Raw genomic sequence first — 16,128 nt, forward strand, 5'->3', positions numbered from 1 at the left:
TTAAGCAACAAAAATCTAAACGATTTTGCGGCAGATAGTGAAGCTTTTGGTGGGAGCGTCTACTGACGTTTTATAACAATAAGTTACGCAGGACATCGATTTGGGCGTTTCCAAATCACTAGCGGCAGCATAATAGATGAAAATACCACTGCTCGCGAGCACGGAATCGATCTTCTTGAGAACCCTTTTCGTCAACGCGACCAGCCTGAGAGTAACGAGATCAAACTGCCCCTCAAACGAGAGCTCTTCGAAATTCCCCTCGACTATTTCCACGGAAGTACTATCCATGTAAAGCCCCCTGACAATTCGGCCAAGAGCCAGCGACTTCTTCGAAACGCGCTCTACAAGCGTGGCTTTCTCGATCGGCTTGGTGAGAAGTATAGGAAATGCCGGGAGGCCCCCGCCGCTGCCAATATCCAGGTAATTTCGAAAAGGCTGACGTTCGATCTGGTCAAAGGGGAGAAGCGATTCCGCCGCCAGAATCTCCAGCCCGGAATCAATTGTTTCACGTGAAACAAGGTTGATTTTCTGATTCTCAGCCTTAAGAATTTCAAAATATCTGGTCAACCGCAAGTCCGGGTCGTGCCTTCTAAGAAGCTCAACGGGAGCGAGTTCGATGATATCGCCGTTTTTGGTCATCGCGCCGAAGCCTTGTGTTTTTTCAGGTAAACCGACAACACCGCGATATCCCCCGGTGTCACCCCCTCGATCCGCCCCGCCTGGCCCAACGATGATGGCCGGAATTTGCGGAATTTCTCCAGCGCCTCCCGCTTGAGCCCTTTTATATCATCAAAAGAGAAACTCTCCGGAATCTTCTCGCTCTCCGTACGTTTGAATTTCTCGATCTCCCGAAGTTGCTTGTCGACGTATCCCCGGTATCTGATAGCTATAGCCGCCCTCTCCAGAACCTCCGGATTGTCAGAGAACTCACCATCGAATTTCGCCAGATAGGGAAGAGCCTCCTTAATAGTCACCCCCGGCTGTTTCAGCAGCTCCTCAAGACTGATCGATTCCTTCTTCTGAAACCGCGCCCCCAGCGCGCCTATCTCGGACACCCGGAGACGCTTCTTGCGAAGTAACTGGATCTCCTCCTGAGTGGCTTTCTGAAGCTCCTCAAACGCCGTGAACTCACTATCATCAATAAGGTTATAACGCTTTGCGTACCTGTTAAGTCGGTCCCTGGCATTATCTTCCCGGAGCGCCAGACGATACTCCGCCCGCGAAGTAAACAGCCGATACGGCTCAGTAGTCGACCGGGTCGTGAGATCATCGATCATAACTCCGATATAAGCCTCCGACCTATCCAGCACCAGCGGCTCCTCACCCTCAATTCGCAAAACCGCGTTGATTCCAGCCATCAAGCCCTGACCGGCAGCTTCTTCGTACCCCGATGTACCATTAATCTGGCCGGCGAAAAACAACCCCGCCAAACGACGGGTCTCCAGTGATGGCTTTATCTGGTAGGCCGGGCAGTAGTCATATTCGATAGCATAGCCAGGCCGGGTAATTTTCACCCTTTCAAGTCCAACCACTGTCCGAATGCTTTTGTATTGAATCTCCTCGGGGAGCGCGGTCGAAAACCCATTGGGATATATCTCGTTAGTGCCGTTTCCTTCAGGCTCGAGAAAAATCTGATGGCGCTCTTTGTCAGCAAACCGGAAAAATTTATCCTCTATTGATGGGCAATATCTTGGCCCTCTGGAGTTGATTTGGCCGGAAAATATCGGCGACAATTTGGAATTGGCTGAGACCAGCTCCTTCGTTGCCTCGGTCGTGTAAGTCAGGTGACACGGTGTCTGCTCGAATGATTCCCTGGTCGACCGATACGAAAACAAGGGGAGAGGCTCCTCGCCCGGCTGAATCTCGCATTTCGACCAGTCGATCGTGTCGCCGTCAAGGCGGGGAGGAGTACCGGTCTTGAGACGCCCTACCTCAAACCCCAAACTCGTTAGTGACTCGGAAAGCTTGTACGCCGCATTCTCACCCATTCGGCCCGCTTTGATCTTCTTTTCGCCGATATGAATAAGCCCGCCCAAAAAAGTCCCGGAGCAAATGATAACGGCCCGGGAGATAATCACCTGTCCCGACTCAGTTCTGACTCCGGTGACTGTGCCATTGCTGTTAAGTATTTCCCCCGCAACACCTTCAACGACGTTTACATTCGCTGTCCAGCCGACAAAATTTACGATATACTCGTTGTATTTAATCCGATCGGCCTGTACCCGGGTCGACCAGACCGCCGGCCCTCGCGACAGGTTGAGACGCCGGAACTGAATCCCGGTAGTATCGGTCGCCATGCCCATCACGCCCCCGAGGGCATCGATCTCTTTCACCAGATGCGACTTGCCGATCCCGCCCACGGCCGGATTGCACGACATGAGGGCGAGCTTCGATGAATCCATCGTGACAATTGCCGCAGTCCTGCCCATGCGGGCCACCGCCAGGGCCGCCTCGACTCCGGCATGACCGCCGCCAACCACTATGACATCATAATCGTAAGTCATTGATCAATTCCCTAAACAACGGTCTGCAATAAACTGTTCAAGGCGCGAATTGGCAACACAAATCGGTCCCATGCGGGTTCTGGCCGTGTTTCACGTGTAACACAATTGACGTGGTGCCTGTACCCTTTGCCTTTTAACGTGGACGTCCAGCCGAAAACCAACGAGTGGCTGCAAAAATTGTTGATAAATTTCACGCGGCGTTGAATCTTCCGATAGAACAGACCTGAAACCGAGGGGAGATTTCTTTTGAATTACCTAAGCCTGAAATGCGTATCGGCAATTGCGATGCTTTTTACCGTACAGTTGATGTTGGCATCGTGCTGGGCCGGCAATTCATCCGGAGATTCTGAAGAAACACCGTCGGTACCGGGGAGCGACTACTCTGCAATTGACATCTGGTGCGGCCCTCACAGCGAGGCATTGATTGTTGATCCATGGGGCCGTCGAATCGGCCTGGATCTTGTAACGGGTACTTCGTATCAGGAAGTACCGGACGCTTCGTACTATCCGCGCTACATTGAAAGCTCAGAAAGCTTGAGCGGGCCGGAGGTAAAGGAACTGCATATTCTTGGACCTGCAGATGGGGATTACAGATTGACCGTTACTGCAACGCGCGACAGCGTTGGCAGTCCTTACAAATCAAGTAGTGCATCCATCGAGTGTTATTACTCCGACGATGATGCGCGCGACGTCACCGGTAGGGACTTCAGAAGTATCGAAATGGCAATTGGTGAGGTACACAGCTTCATCATACATTTCGACAAAACCCCGAGTGGGAAATCCTTTGTCACTGGCGGCCTTGTTGGTGGCGACGAGTCGGCAGAAATCGACCAGCTTCTATCGTATGTGAACATAACCAAAGCGAAGACCGAGTTGCCGTCCGGCACTGACAGCACCGATCTGTTTATAATTTACGGCGACGCCATTCTTGCCGAATCATTTAAGGCCGTGTTGAATGAACTGGATATATCAAATCTGTTCACTCCGGTAGCTGGCGGGCACGAGGTGGTGCGACTCCCTGTCGCGGCCGGAAAAAACGTGCTGACCTTGTCTGTCCTGGGAAATGTGGCTGAAGAAGAAATAACCGATACCGACTTTCTGGAATTTATTGTTAAATAGTCCTCAAGCTTGGGGTTTGTAGTATTACACTGCCTTTTAATTGCTGAAGTGGCAGTTGACGAAGCAGCAAAAATGCCCGGCATCAGCTAAAAAACCCGGGCCCGAGGTGCCTCACCTTTTGTGAGGAAGCAAAGATTCTTCTTCGACGAATTGTGAGGTCCCTCCCACCCAAAGGTGGGTCCATGCGTTTGAAACAATGGGAGAGTGATGTTTTGAAAATCAAAGCTTTTTTTCTCGCGAAGTTCTTAATTTGGCTGGTAATCCTATCGTTGAGTCTGGGTTGCCAGGGGACTGCCGAAGACCAAACCGATACGCAACAGTCGACCCGAAATACAGCGGATACCGCACGGGTGCCAACAGGTCAGCTTCCTGATGCCCACTTGGCTGAGACCGCAAACAGGAAGTCTGTAACGCCCGGCGCCAATGACGTTTCCTCGATCTTTATCGGGTTCGAACTGCCCGGCGAACTGCTCATCACTGATGCGCAGGGCAGGCGGGTTGGTTTCGATTCGCAGACAGGGGAATCATTCGAGGAAATTCCCAAAGCTTCATATTACAGAGAATATATCGAAGATCCCGACGGCAACGGTGACATGGAATCCAAGCACGTGGAGATTATGACGCCCTCAAGTGGCGATTATAAAATAGTCGTGTCGCGTGTCATAGATAGCGCCTATAACATCGGAATTTTCTGTTACGACTCAAACAAAGGGAGCGCACCCTCCAGGTTCGACTTCAGTGAAATATCTATTCTACCTGCCGCGACTCACGCATACACTCTCGGTTTTGACAAGACATCCTCGGCGCAATGCTTTGTCACTGGCGGCCTCGTTGGTGGTGGCGAGTCAATTGAAATTGACAGACTTCTGTCATACGTAAATATCGCCGAAGCGAAGACTGAGTTGCCACCCGGCACCGACAGCACTGATCTGTTCATAATTTATAGCGATGCCATTCTTGCCGAATCGTTTATGGCTGTGTTGAATGAACAGGACATATCAAATCTGTTTACTCCGGTGGCTGGCGGACACGAGATAGTGCGACTCCCTGTCGCGGCCGGAAAAAACGTGCTGACCCTCTCTGTCCGGGGGAAGGTGACAGATGAAGAGTCAACCGATATTGATGAACTGGAATTCAGAGCAGAATGAGCCGTCATGGCTCAGCACCAACCTACTTGCCAATGCAGAACTTGGAGAAGATACGGCCGAGGATATCCTCGTTATAGACTTTACCGGTGATTTCATCAATGGCATTGACCGCCTCACGCAAATCAAACGCGGTCAACTCCGGTGATTCACCCGCCATGATCTTCTTGCGAGCCGACCTCAGCGACTTCACCGCCGATGATAACTTCTGTTTGTGACGGGCCGATGTTACCACCACTCCCGAGGTAAGATCAGGCAGGTTTTTCTCGATACGCTCGAGTATTGTCTCTCGAAGCTGTTTTATCCCCGCGTTGGTCTTGCACGAAATGGCGATCATGTCCGCCGGCAATGCCTTTGCGGTGTCCTTGGCGCTCTCGCGCATAACATCTAATTTATTGCCTATCAACAATATCAGGCGATCACCGAGTGCCTCGAGATCGGGGCCAACCTGCCGATTCCACCCAGGTTTGGATATATCCACCATCCAGATTACCAGATGCGCCCCAGCGATAATAGCCTTCGATGACTTCTGCCCGGCCCTCTCTACAGCCCCGCCGGTCGCACGAAGTCCGGCAGTGTCGATTATATTGACTTTGTAACCACCGAGATCAATCCACTCGGACAGGTAATCGCGCGTCGTCCCCGGAGTTGGAGTCACAAGAGCTCGCTCCTGACGCAGCAGCAAATTAAACAGCGAAGACTTGCCCGCGTTAGGCCTGCCGGCGATGGCCATCTTAAATCCCTCGCTGATGATCTGACCACCCTGATAAGTCGCGGCTAACTCACTGATATCAGCCATTATAACATTAATTGCTTCTTCCAGTCTTTGCTTATCGGCCGCTTCAACATCTTCTTCGGGATAGTCAACTGAAGCTTCAACATCCGCCAGAATATCTATAAGCTTTTCGCGCAGAGTCGCGACGTGCTGTTGATATTTACCAAGCAGATGGTCGCGCGCGGCGTCAAACGATGTTTTCGTATTGGCTGCTATAACTTCGGCTACCGCCTCGGCTTTGGTCAGGTCTATTCTTCCGGCCAGAAACGCCAGTTTCGTAAACTCGCCCGGTTCGGCCATGCGAGCGCCATCACCGACAATCTCACTCTGGATGAGCTGCACCACCTGGCGACCGCCGTGACAGTATATCTCAACCTGGTGCTGCCCGGTGTATGATTTGCCCTTCGGCATGTACACCACCAGCACTTCATCGATAACAGCGCCATTGCGATCGACAAAATGCCCGTACCGCATCAGAAACGGCGAGAACTCGCTGTGGTCGGATGCGATTGGGTTGAAATGACGTTTGAGAATCGACAGGCTGCGGCTGCCGGCGACGCGAAGAGCGGCAACGCCGCCCTCGCCGGGAGGAGTTATGACGGCAACGATTGTATCATCGCTGCCGTCGGCATTTTTTTTTTAGCGACCATTGCCCTAAGCCGTCTTCACCTGCGCGTTTTTATTGCTACGTTTGAAAGCGAAATAATCGATCAGCGAAAAGATGGAGAAACACGCCCAGTAGAGCACCAATCCCGCCGCGAATCGATAGAAAATAAAGCCCATAAACAGCGGCATGATATACATGAACATTTTGTTCTGCTGCGACGACGCCATGGTCAACTTCTGCGAAATATACTGCGCCCCGATCATGATAATCACCAGCACGATATACGGGTCGGTGAAACTCGACGCCCCTCTCGAGAGATCGTCGATAAACCACACGAAGGGTGCGTCGCGAAGCAAAATCGTCGAACGGAAAACCGAAAACAGCGCGAAGAACAGCGGCATCTGCGGAAGCATCGGCAAACATCCCGACATCGGGTTCACCCCGTGCGTCTTGTAAAGCTTCATCATCTCCTGATTGAGCGCCTGGGGATTGTTCTTGTGCTTCTTCTTGAGCTCTTCCATTTTCGGCTGAAGTTCTTTCATCGCGTTCATCGACTTGAACGACTTCATCGAAAGCGGCATCGTGATCAGCTTGACCGCCAGCGCGAACAGAATAATCACCAGACCGTAATTGGGAATCGCCGAGTACATGCGCGGCAACAACCAGATTATCGCGATCGCGAACGGCTTGATAATCCATCCCACGTACGGCGTCGTGCCGATACCCAGCATATCCTCAAGGCCAACATCGTAACTCGACAGCAGCGAGTAACTCATCGGCCCGACAAAAACTTTGAAACTGTCGGCGAACGATGGGTTGATGTTGGAGAACGGTAACTCCATGCCGACCGTGATTTCCCGCATCTCGATATTGCCTTCGCGCGTCGCGATTTTTTCCTTGATGCCCGAGGCCGACACGCTCTCGGCCACCCGGTTGGTGGGGATCATCACCGCCGCGAAATATTTCGAACGCACACCCGCCCAGGTCGCACTGCCGGTCATTGACTGCTGAAGACGCCCGTCCTCGAAATCATCGAGTGTCACTCTCGACCCGCCCTGCATGGCCACCGCTTCCATAGCCTCATAGTCCGTATCGAGCTGCGGCTCCGTTGGATCAAGGGGAGTGTTCCACTTCAGATGATACATCCGATCAAACCCCAGCTGGTCAAGACCGTTGACCTCCAGGTACAGATCGTAGTGGTATGTGTCGGGATAAAACCGGTAGTGGCGCTTGATCTCACCACCCGATGCGTTCTGATAAGTGTAGACAATGTCGAGCGGCTCGCGCGAGACAGCGTACTCCCTCGGCGCAAGGTCGCACGAGAAATTGATATTCGAAGTCGAGAACTGACCGCCCGCGAAAGTGGCTTCGGGGGTAACCCGTCCGGCATCCGGAAGCATCTCTATCAAAGTGTCATTGCGGTAATCATACTCACGCAACCGCAGCGACACCGGCCCACCGCCAAAGGTACTGAGGGTGATTATATACTTGTCGGTGGTTACGATGACCGTATCGACCTGCGCCGGTTCCACCACTACAGCTTCGACTTTCGCCGCGGTATCGACTGCCGCGCGGGTTGTGGTATCGACTGACGACGGAGCAGGCGGTGGCTGTTGAACGACCTGGGTCGTTGTGTCAACGGCCGTTGTGTCCTGAACTGCGGGCTGTGGCGGGGCAGGTTTATACAGCCCAAGGAACTCCATTATCTGGAAATAAAACAGCAGTACGATCACCAGTGCTGCCACAAGCGCAATTGTCTTCTTATCCAAATCTGTTTACCTCTCAATCCTGCGAATTCAATAACTTGTATACCCGCCGTCGGGCCTCTTATTCAACCGGGTCATAGCCGCCCTCGTGCCACGGATGGCATCGCAGAAGGCGTCTGGCGCTCATCATCACTCCTTTGAAAGGACCATACTTGCGCAAAGCATCCTCGGCATAATGCGAACAGGTGGGATAAAAACGGCAACTGTTGCCTATAACAGGCGACAGGGTGTACCGGTAGATATAGATGGCGAAAATCAGAGGGTAGTTGAGGATGTCTAAGCTTTTACGCCCGATTGCTGATAGTTTCGAATATTTGACTGATCTCAGCATTGATAATTTCGAAATCGGCCTGGCCGACTTTCTGTTTCGGAAGAATCGCTATGCTCACCGGCTGTTTGAGCGCGCGTCGGTTGAGTCTAACAGCTTCCCTGACAAGGCGTTTCAGTCTGTTTCTGTCGGCGGCTGAGCCAAACTTGCGGGAAACAAAAACGCCGTACCGGAACTCCTCGCTTTTCTCCCACGAAAGAGAAAAATAATCCCCAGAGATTCTCTTTCCTTGTTTCAGAAGGCGGTCGATATCAGCCCGGGATTTCAGGCTGAGTCTCCGGGGTAATTTATTTCTTCCGAGCAACTTTGACAGTCAGTCTTTTTCTGCCCTTCGCACGGCGTCTGGCCAGCACTTTGCGGCCGCCTTTCGTGGCCATCCGGGCCCGAAAACCGTGGTCATTGAGCATCTTCTCGTTTGAAGGCTGATATGTCCGTTTCATATTATTGTCACCTCAAAATTCTAAGTTTGCCAATATAACACAATTACAAACATCGTCAAGCAGATTAATCCACCATCAAAACCGGCCTTTTTGATGATTTTCTCGTAAGAAAGTCATATATAATGTAGCACGCAGAGCCAATACCGGCAAAAGGAGAATATTTATGGTCAAACGGACCCTGTGGCTTGACCGAAAGTTCAATTTCAATTTCCCGGTCAGCGATTTCCCCTTCATTATAGAACGTCTCCGCGGCACCCCCGACCGCGCCGAAGCTCTCGTAAAACGCCTCCCGGCCGGGATTTTGACCAAGAAGCCCGAGCGCGGATGGTCAATTCAGGAGCAAATCGGCCATTTGATTAAAGTCGAGGCGCTACATATTGGCCGTCTGGATGACTACGATGCCGGCCTGGAAAGCCTTCGGGCCGCCGATGTCAAAAATGTCCGCACCACCAACGCCGATTTCAATGCCGAGAGTATCGAATGGATCCTGACCGAATTTCGCAAAGTTCGCGAGGCCTTCATCGACCGGCTGGAGGCTATGGACGAAGCCCGGGCCGCTCGCTCGGCTCATCATCCGCGCCTCGATGTTCCCATGCGGGTGTGCGACATGGCCTTGTTCGCGGCCGAACACGATGACTACCATTTCGCCATGATCACGGAATTGGAGCGAAAGTTCGAAGGTTGAATCCGGGTGTTTCGTCGTAACGAATAGTCGTATTGCTCGTTGCGGCAATTTGGCTTCGTTTCTTAATTCTTGCTGTAACCCCTCACCCCGGCCCTCTCCCGGAGGGCGAGGGAGAAAGAGGCGTGATGTCGCGTTTGATAAATCAAACGCCTACCATCAACGCCTATGGCGCTCGATTAATCCAGTGCCTGGTGCCCGGTGATTCTTCAGATGTTGTGCCCGGTGAATCTTCAGATTCACCGGGTTCCAAATTTGGCTTCGTTTCGCCTTTTTTGTGTAGTGACGAGGCGAAAAACCGTAGCCGAGTCATTCCGTTGAAAACTTCCGAGTCCCGCAAGGCGGGGACGGAATCCAGCAAGTATCGTAGGGGTTCAAAATTTTGAACCCCTACGAAAGGTGTGTCAGGGCCAAAGCAAGTTTGACCCTGCCACCCGCCGTAACGAATAGTCGTATTGCTCGTTACGGCAATTTGGCTTCGTTTCTTAATTCTTGCTGTAACCCCTCACCCCGGCCCTCTCCCGGAGGGCGAGGGAGAAAGAGGCGTGATGTCGCGTTTGATAAATCAAATGCCTACCGATGCATGCGTATGTTTCCATACGAGCATAGCGAAGGACTATTTGCCGCGGATTTGTTGCGAAATTGTCGAGGTATGCCTGCCGAAATCTGCCCTGGAAACGGAAGACTTGACCTGCGTTTGCTTATGTGCCGAGTACGGTCCGCAGAATACGCTCGGTCGCGGGGGGATCCCTGCGTTTTGGCTGCTACCACAATTCATAAGTCTTTGTTCGACCTACTCCTACTTGCTTAGTTCGTGCAAAACTCGTATATTTTCGTTCGGTGAACGACTCGGCCAATCTGACAAATGAGATTTTCGCCCTATTCGGTCAGGCGTATTGCGAGAGTGACGGATTGAAGCAATTGCTCAGTGTTGTATATGCATTAGCAACATTTGACAAACCTCGGGATATGACCGGTCCGCGGGTTCAAGAAAAACTTGCCCTTGCATTCTCGTTGACACTGGGACAAGTTATTGAGAGGCTGAAGGGTGTGGTTTCCGAAGACATCCAGCAACAGCTTGAGCAAGCTCTTGCTACACGGAACTACCTTGCCCATGGTTTTTGGCACGAGCGCAATCACTTAATGCACGACGAAGAGGGCCGGAGGGCGATCATTCAGGAATTGTCCGAGATTCTCGTCATTTTTCAGCGTTTGGACGATGAGATACAGAAATTTTTCGCACCAATACGGCGGTCATTTGGGGTATCAGATGAGTTGGTTCAACAATTGTATGTCAGAATGTTGGCTGGCGAAAAAGATCAGCCATTGATGTCACAGAGAATGAACAAGAAAAGGGAAAGGCTAGTAAGAGTATGGAATGCGCGGCATCCAGACAAGCGCCGAACTCTGATTTTTGAAACTGAAGACCGCTGCCTTTGGCAACTCTGTGACATCGGACTAGGATGGACCCAGTTGGACAAACCGGATGAGAATTGGGTAGTAAACAAAGAGATTCAAGAATATCTACCGGCAACCATCAATCCACGACCTTCCAATGTTCCTTGGACATATGAGTTCAATTTGGCTCGTGGTGCAACTCTATGGATACGCCCCGGCAAGCGAGAGAAAACTTTTGCATACGGAATAAGGGTAGATTTGAATTCGTAGTTACACAGACTGAGGTGGAGAGTCAGACATGAGCTCAAGGAGACGAAAACACAAGAGAGAAATGGCGGCGGTCGAAAGGCTATTTCCTCATGTTGTTGCACACCACTATCTGGATTCTGGCGACTTCAACGGTCTACCGATAAGCGATTTGGAGGCAGTTTTTGAGATTACACACGAGCAGGCTATTGATATCACGCGAAAATCAATCGTCGATGAGCTAGTTTGTATAACTCATCCGGGTAATAGCAGTAACGCTCACATTAAGGCATCAGTGGTCGGACCTATCAAAGACCAGCTTGCCGCCTTGGAGAAATATGGTAATTCGACCATTTGCCTCTATCCCACGGAATCGATCTTGAAGGAACTAGTAAACGAATCAGATTTCACGGATAGACCCTTCACTCTCATGCTGTGCCTGGGCCAACCGCAGTTGCGGCTATTGTGTTTTGACCTGAGCGTACTTGAGTTCTATCGAAACGATCCACGATTCTACTACGTCAACACGGATTTAGATGGGCGGATCGGTGTTACTGACGAGTATTGGGACAATGAAAAGATGAAGGACCATGACAAAGTCATGCTGAAAACGTTTGGCTTTGCAATTGACAAAGAACTTAATCGGGCTGTAACAGTCTTCATATGCTATTTATCGAGGCTAACCCCGGAGCATCAGAAACATTGGCAAAAGTATATCCTGCGCGAAGACTACATACCACACCCCGACTATGTAAGAACTCACTTGGAGGGGAAATTCCCAGAACGACTCCCTATTTTCGTGGCGTTCCTCGAAGAAATGAAGGTAATTAATAACATGTGTGTGGCTATTGATCGCAAACCTCTATTCAGGTGTGTGTTCGACGTACACACGAAACCGAGAGAGTTTACTTTTCTGATAAGACCGACCCAAAAAGAGTATCGAGGCTTTCTTCAGACATTGGATAAGATGGTGTCAGACAATATTGACATCAGCTTCTTCCTCAACGAAGTGGAATTGGAGGTAGATGAGTTGCGCAACGACGGCAGGGTGAAAGTCACTCAGAAGGGGTCCCTCCAAGTGTTGTCAGATTGGTTAGACGCTCATTTTGTCACTGAAGAAAAACAGCCAATATCGGAAATGGTATCTACATTCAGGGAAATTCGTAAACTTCGCCAGAAACCTGCACACACCATAGAGTCTGATCAATTTGAGCCGAGCTTGCTGGGGGAGCAGAGGGAGTTGATGATACGTGCTTACCGCGGGATGAAGACTCTGCGGCTTATCCTTGCCAATTTCCCGGGCGCAGATAGTGTCAAGGTGCCCAAGCCACTTCGCGAGAGTTTGATTTGGACCTACTGAACTTCGTGGCAAGTTATAGATGATGGCTGTAGAGGCGCGTGCTTTGGCGTAGTACCGTCTGACCCCCTCACATCTCCACACCAAAAATATAAATCAGCGTGTAGTAGATGCCGACGAGGATGAAAACAACTCCGGTGATACGTCGGGCGTAGAGTTCGAACCGTGTCAGGGCATTGAAAAATGTCGCCACAAACCGCGTGCCCATCGCCACCAACAAAGCGACCGCGATAACCGGAAGACCGGTCCCCAATCCATACAGCAGCGGCAAAACAAATTTGGAATTGTGCGTCACAGAAAGCGGCACCAGACTTCCAAAGAACAACGCCGCCGATACCGGACAAAACGAAAGCGCGAAAATTATCCCGAACAAAAACGCCCCCCAGATACCATACCCTTCCAAACGTTTCTGCGTCCGGTCGCTCATCCCGAATCCGGGGAGGTTGAATTTGATAATACCAAACAGAAGTACCCCCACGACTATAAGCACCGGGCCGAGGAAAGTGTTGATGTGTTTCTGAAGGACAAACGATAGATCCGGAATCGACAGGAGACTGGCCACCATGATAATCCCCAGCGCCAGATAGGCCAGCATCCGCCCGGCCACATAAAGCAATCCCGACCAGAAGACCATCGATGGACGCGTCATCCGGTTGGAAATATACGACACCGCCGCCACGTTGGTCGCCAGCGGGCAGGGGCTAATCGATGTCAGGATGCCCAGCCAGATGGCCGACCAGGCGCCGATCAAAAACGAATCCATCAACCTTCCCCGAGAAATGCCTTCACTTCATCCTGAATATATTTGATATACGCCTCTTTATCACCGCGCACCAACTCCCAGATCTTATCGAGATTCTTCCAGCGAAGTTCTTTCCCGTCCTGAACCTCGGAGAGAATGACCGACTTGGTGTAGAGCTGGTAGTCCTGAATGAAGTGGCTATTGCCCTCTTCATCGGTGTTCACTGTCTGCCACTCGATAGTTCCGGCTTCAAGTTCTTTGACAAAACCGCTCTCGATTGCCTCCTGAGTGTATGCTTCGAGCTTTTTGCAGGTGGCACACCGGCGCGTGCCATGAACATAGTACACAATCAATTTTGCGGCCGCGTCGGGATTGGTGACTTGTGTCGAATCGTTTGTGGCGGGGGTCTCGGTTTTGTCTTGTGATAAGACGGAGCCACAGATCAAAGCTGCGGCAAGCAACGAGGTGATGATGATTAACAGTCTGGTTTTGGTCATATAGATATCCTCTATTTTGTGCGCGGCAGATGTCCTCATCTGCCCGTAGTGTTTGACTTGTCGATGCATTTGATAAATCAAATGTCTACGATCCGTTGTTTTCGTCATCGCATAGTGCCCTACAGTTTTCATCTTTTGTAGGTCGAAACCCCTGAGCATCGTGCCCGCATGCAGCGGGGACGAGCGTGGTTTCGACATCGTTCTCTTGATTTCTTCCTAATTTTTCCATTGTCGAAACCTCTCCCGTGAAACGGGAGACTCTGACGAGCAGGGGTTTCGACCTACGCTTATACCTCTGTCTGAGCCCACAGTCCCGCCGAGGGCCGGATGGGGCACCCGTAAATCAAATGCCTACGATTCACCATTTCGTCACTGCAATGTGCCGTCATGTGTCCCCACGTGACGGCTTTTCCGATCCGAAGCGACACTGTCAGGCGAGGACGCCTGACAGCACTTGTACCCGTCATCGCGCCCTCTCACTCCTGCAGCATCTTTTTGATTTCGTCGACCGATGGCACCTTGCCGGACGTTTTCACGACACCATCGATAACCAGCGCTGGTGTCATCATCACCCCGTACGCCATGATCTTCTGGATATCGCTGACTTTTTCTAAATCGTACTTGATACCCAGATCCATAGCAGCCCGGACAGCTTCTTCGGCCAGCTTGTTGCACTTGGCGCAGCCGGTTCCGAGTACTTGAATCTTCTTCACAATATAGTCCTTAATTAATAGAACGTTCCAAAAATCAATCCGCTTATTGTCGCCATCACAATCACCAGCGACACGAAAACCACCGTCTTTCTGATCCCCATGATACTCCGGATGACGAGCATGTTCGGCAGCGAAAGAGCCGGTCCGGCCAGAAGCAGCGCGAGAGCGGGGCCTTTACCCATACCCGCCCCCAATAATCCTTCAAGAATGGGGACTTCGGTCAGAGTCGCGAAATACATAGACGCACCCGCTACCGATGCGAACAAATTTGCGCCGAGCGAATTGCCGCCGACCGAGTTGCTGATCCAGTGCGAAGGGATAATTCCTTCGTGCCCGGGCCGTCCGAGCAACAGTCCGGCAACAAGCACACCATAAAACAGAAGCGGCATGATCTGTTTGGCAAAACTCCAGGTCTCGCTGAGCCAGTCGCGAGTCTCCCCCGTGCTTGTGCCGGTAATCACAGCCAGACCGACCACCGCCAGTCCAAACGGGATAAGCGGTTCGTGCGGAATGAGCACGGCCAGAATAGCCGTCAGCACCGCCACCGTAGCGACTTTCCACCAATCTATCTTGAACCACTTGACCAGCAATAGGCCGAAGACAACCGACACTGCCGATGTGATAATCCATTTATACGAATAGACCGTGAACCACAATCCGGTTGTTTCTTCCGGTCTGCCCCAATTGGCGAAAACCAGAATGGCGATCATGGCGCCGAAATAGACTACATTCTGCCACAGCGGGCGATCAACATCCTGTTCGGGTAGAGCGTGCTGGGCAGCGATCTTTTCGTTTTCTTCGCTACGGAACATCAGATGCATCATCAGACCGACCAATATACTGAACAGCACCGCTCCCACAGCACGGGCAACACCTAGCTCAACTCCCAACACTCGCGCCGTGAGGATGATAGCCAGAACATTTACCGCCGGTCCGGCATAAAGAAAAGCCGTAGCGGGCCCCAATCCCGCCCCCATGTGGTAGATACCGGCGAACAGCGGAAGCACCGTGCAGGAGCAAACGGCGAGTATCGACCCGGATACCGAGGCGACACCATACGACAGCACCTTGTTGGCTTTCGCGCCGAGATATTTCATTACCGATGCCTGGCTGATGAACACCGCGATTGCTCCGGCGATAAAGAACGCCGGAAGCAGACAGAGAATGACATGCTCGCGGGCGTACCACTGCGTTAACGCAATAGCCTCCATCACGGCATTGTCAAACCGTGACGAACCCACCGGCAGGTAGAAGAATATCAGGAAAACGCCCGCTATCATGAGCAGCGGTCTTATTTCTTTTCTCAATTCCATTGCTCGATACTACTCCAATTCAACGAGAGCCATGCTCTCTCTCGCTGTTGATTTCAGAACATTCTCGATACATCCGAAGAAGTTCAACACGCAGGGCGTCTTGAGATAATAGAAAACCTGTGTGCCTTTCTTCTCATCTTTGATCAACCCGGCCCCTTTCAGAATTGAAAGATGCTTGGAGATGGTCGATGTATCGGCGCCGACCATTTCGGTCAGTTCGCAGACACAGCGTTCGCCACGCGAGAGCTCATCGACAATGAAAAGTCGCGTCGGGTGAGCCATCGCCTTGATTATCCTGGCACGGGCTTCGAATAGATTTTTCTGCTTTTGATCCATATAAAACTCTCAATCCAAATATCGGTTACTTGGCAATATAACCAAATAGCCAAAAATAGCAAGTTATTTCGACTTTACCGGTGAATATCGTAATGTCTTGCGAGGGTGACGCTTAAGACAGAGGGGGCGGCTTTGGTGCCGGCCGCCCCTCTGGTTGAAA

17 protein-coding genes are annotated in these 16,128 nt (G+C 51.4%); 5 read left to right on the forward strand and 12 right to left on the reverse strand.

Features of this window, described 5'->3' with window-relative positions:
• Positions 1-15: 15 nt before the first annotated feature.
• Together AB1483_01525 and mnmG are read right to left on the reverse strand one after the other, a co-directional pair.
• The gene (locus AB1483_01525; protein ID MEW6411134.1) at positions 16-639 is read right to left on the reverse strand and encodes an RsmG family class I SAM-dependent methyltransferase; all 624 of its coding nucleotides are present in this window, start codon (positions 637-639) and stop codon (positions 16-18) included.
• The gene (gene mnmG, locus AB1483_01530) at positions 636-2,504 is read right to left on the reverse strand and encodes a tRNA uridine-5-carboxymethylaminomethyl(34) synthesis enzyme MnmG (GenBank protein MEW6411135.1); all 1,869 of its coding nucleotides are present in this window, start codon (positions 2,502-2,504) and stop codon (positions 636-638) included. Before mnmG ends, AB1483_01525 begins: the two co-directional genes overlap by 4 nt.
• A gap of 246 nt (positions 2,505-2,750) precedes the next feature.
• Here mnmG and AB1483_01535 point away from each other — a divergent pair, with 246 nt between their 5' ends.
• A complete protein-coding gene (locus AB1483_01535; GenBank protein MEW6411136.1) occupies positions 2,751-3,623 on the forward strand; it encodes a hypothetical protein in 873 nt (290 codons plus the stop codon).
• Between the two features lie 380 nt (positions 3,624-4,003).
• The gene (locus tag AB1483_01540) at positions 4,004-4,771 is read left to right on the forward strand and encodes a hypothetical protein (GenBank protein ID MEW6411137.1); all 768 of its coding nucleotides are present in this window, start codon (positions 4,004-4,006) and stop codon (positions 4,769-4,771) included.
• A gap of 22 nt (positions 4,772-4,793) precedes the next feature.
• On the opposite strand, the gene mnmE is transcribed toward AB1483_01540, so the two are convergent.
• The 5 genes from mnmE to rpmH are packed head-to-tail and all read right to left on the reverse strand — an operon-like array spanning position 4,794 to position 8,684.
• Positions 4,794-6,152: a tRNA uridine-5-carboxymethylaminomethyl(34) synthesis GTPase MnmE gene (gene mnmE / locus AB1483_01545; GenBank protein ID MEW6411138.1), complete on the reverse strand. Its 1,359-nt coding sequence runs from the start codon at positions 6,150-6,152 to the stop codon at positions 4,794-4,796.
• A gap of 45 nt (positions 6,153-6,197) precedes the next feature.
• On the reverse strand, positions 6,198-7,919 hold the full coding sequence (yidC, locus tag AB1483_01550) for a membrane protein insertase YidC (GenBank protein ID MEW6411139.1): 1,722 nt from the start codon (positions 7,917-7,919) through the stop codon (positions 6,198-6,200).
• Positions 7,920-7,977: 58 nt separating this feature from the next.
• Positions 7,978-8,175 (reverse strand): membrane protein insertion efficiency factor YidD, encoded by a 198-nt coding sequence (gene yidD, locus AB1483_01555; protein ID MEW6411140.1) that lies wholly within the window; start codon positions 8,173-8,175, stop codon positions 7,978-7,980.
• A 25-nt stretch (positions 8,176-8,200) separates the two neighbouring features.
• Positions 8,201-8,548: a ribonuclease P protein component gene (rnpA, locus tag AB1483_01560; GenBank protein MEW6411141.1), complete on the reverse strand. Its 348-nt coding sequence runs from the start codon at positions 8,546-8,548 to the stop codon at positions 8,201-8,203.
• Positions 8,532-8,684, reverse strand: coding sequence for a 50S ribosomal protein L34 (gene rpmH / locus AB1483_01565; GenBank protein MEW6411142.1), 153 nt, complete (start codon positions 8,682-8,684; stop codon positions 8,532-8,534). The genes rnpA and rpmH overlap by 17 nt, the downstream gene beginning before the upstream one ends.
• Positions 8,685-8,847: 163 nt before the next feature.
• Between rpmH and AB1483_01570 the strand changes: the two genes are divergently transcribed.
• From AB1483_01570 to AB1483_01580, 3 genes are all read left to right on the forward strand, one after another.
• Positions 8,848-9,369, forward strand: coding sequence for a DinB family protein (locus AB1483_01570; GenBank protein ID MEW6411143.1), 522 nt, complete (start codon positions 8,848-8,850; stop codon positions 9,367-9,369).
• A gap of 909 nt (positions 9,370-10,278) precedes the next feature.
• A complete protein-coding gene (locus tag AB1483_01575) occupies positions 10,279-11,034 on the forward strand; it encodes a hypothetical protein (protein ID MEW6411144.1) in 756 nt (251 codons plus the stop codon).
• Positions 11,035-11,062: 28 nt separating this feature from the next.
• Positions 11,063-12,370 (forward strand): AAA family ATPase, encoded by a 1,308-nt coding sequence (locus AB1483_01580; GenBank protein ID MEW6411145.1) that lies wholly within the window; start codon positions 11,063-11,065, stop codon positions 12,368-12,370.
• Positions 12,371-12,437: 67 nt separating this feature from the next.
• Here AB1483_01580 and AB1483_01585 read toward each other — a convergent pair whose 3' ends face one another.
• The 5 genes from AB1483_01585 to AB1483_01605 form a co-directional block, all read right to left on the reverse strand.
• The gene (locus AB1483_01585; protein ID MEW6411146.1) at positions 12,438-13,130 is read right to left on the reverse strand and encodes an aromatic aminobenezylarsenical efflux permease ArsG family transporter; all 693 of its coding nucleotides are present in this window, start codon (positions 13,128-13,130) and stop codon (positions 12,438-12,440) included.
• The gene (locus AB1483_01590; GenBank protein ID MEW6411147.1) at positions 13,130-13,606 is read right to left on the reverse strand and encodes a nitrophenyl compound nitroreductase subunit ArsF family protein; all 477 of its coding nucleotides are present in this window, start codon (positions 13,604-13,606) and stop codon (positions 13,130-13,132) included. Before AB1483_01590 ends, AB1483_01585 begins: the two co-directional genes overlap by 1 nt.
• Before the next feature lie 476 nt (positions 13,607-14,082).
• A complete protein-coding gene (locus AB1483_01595) occupies positions 14,083-14,319 on the reverse strand; it encodes a thioredoxin family protein (protein ID MEW6411148.1) in 237 nt (78 codons plus the stop codon).
• 14 nt (positions 14,320-14,333) lie between these two features.
• Positions 14,334-15,632, reverse strand: coding sequence for a permease (locus AB1483_01600; GenBank protein ID MEW6411149.1), 1,299 nt, complete (start codon positions 15,630-15,632; stop codon positions 14,334-14,336).
• Positions 15,633-15,641: 9 nt separating this feature from the next.
• Positions 15,642-15,968 carry a metalloregulator ArsR/SmtB family transcription factor gene (locus AB1483_01605; protein MEW6411150.1) on the reverse strand — a complete coding sequence of 109 codons (327 nt, stop codon included), beginning with the start codon at positions 15,966-15,968 and terminating at the stop codon, positions 15,642-15,644.
• Positions 15,969-16,128 lie beyond the last annotated feature (160 nt).

Source organism: Candidatus Zixiibacteriota bacterium (genome assembly GCA_040756055.1).
Taxonomy (GTDB): Bacteria; Zixibacteria; MSB-5A5; order GN15; family FEB-12.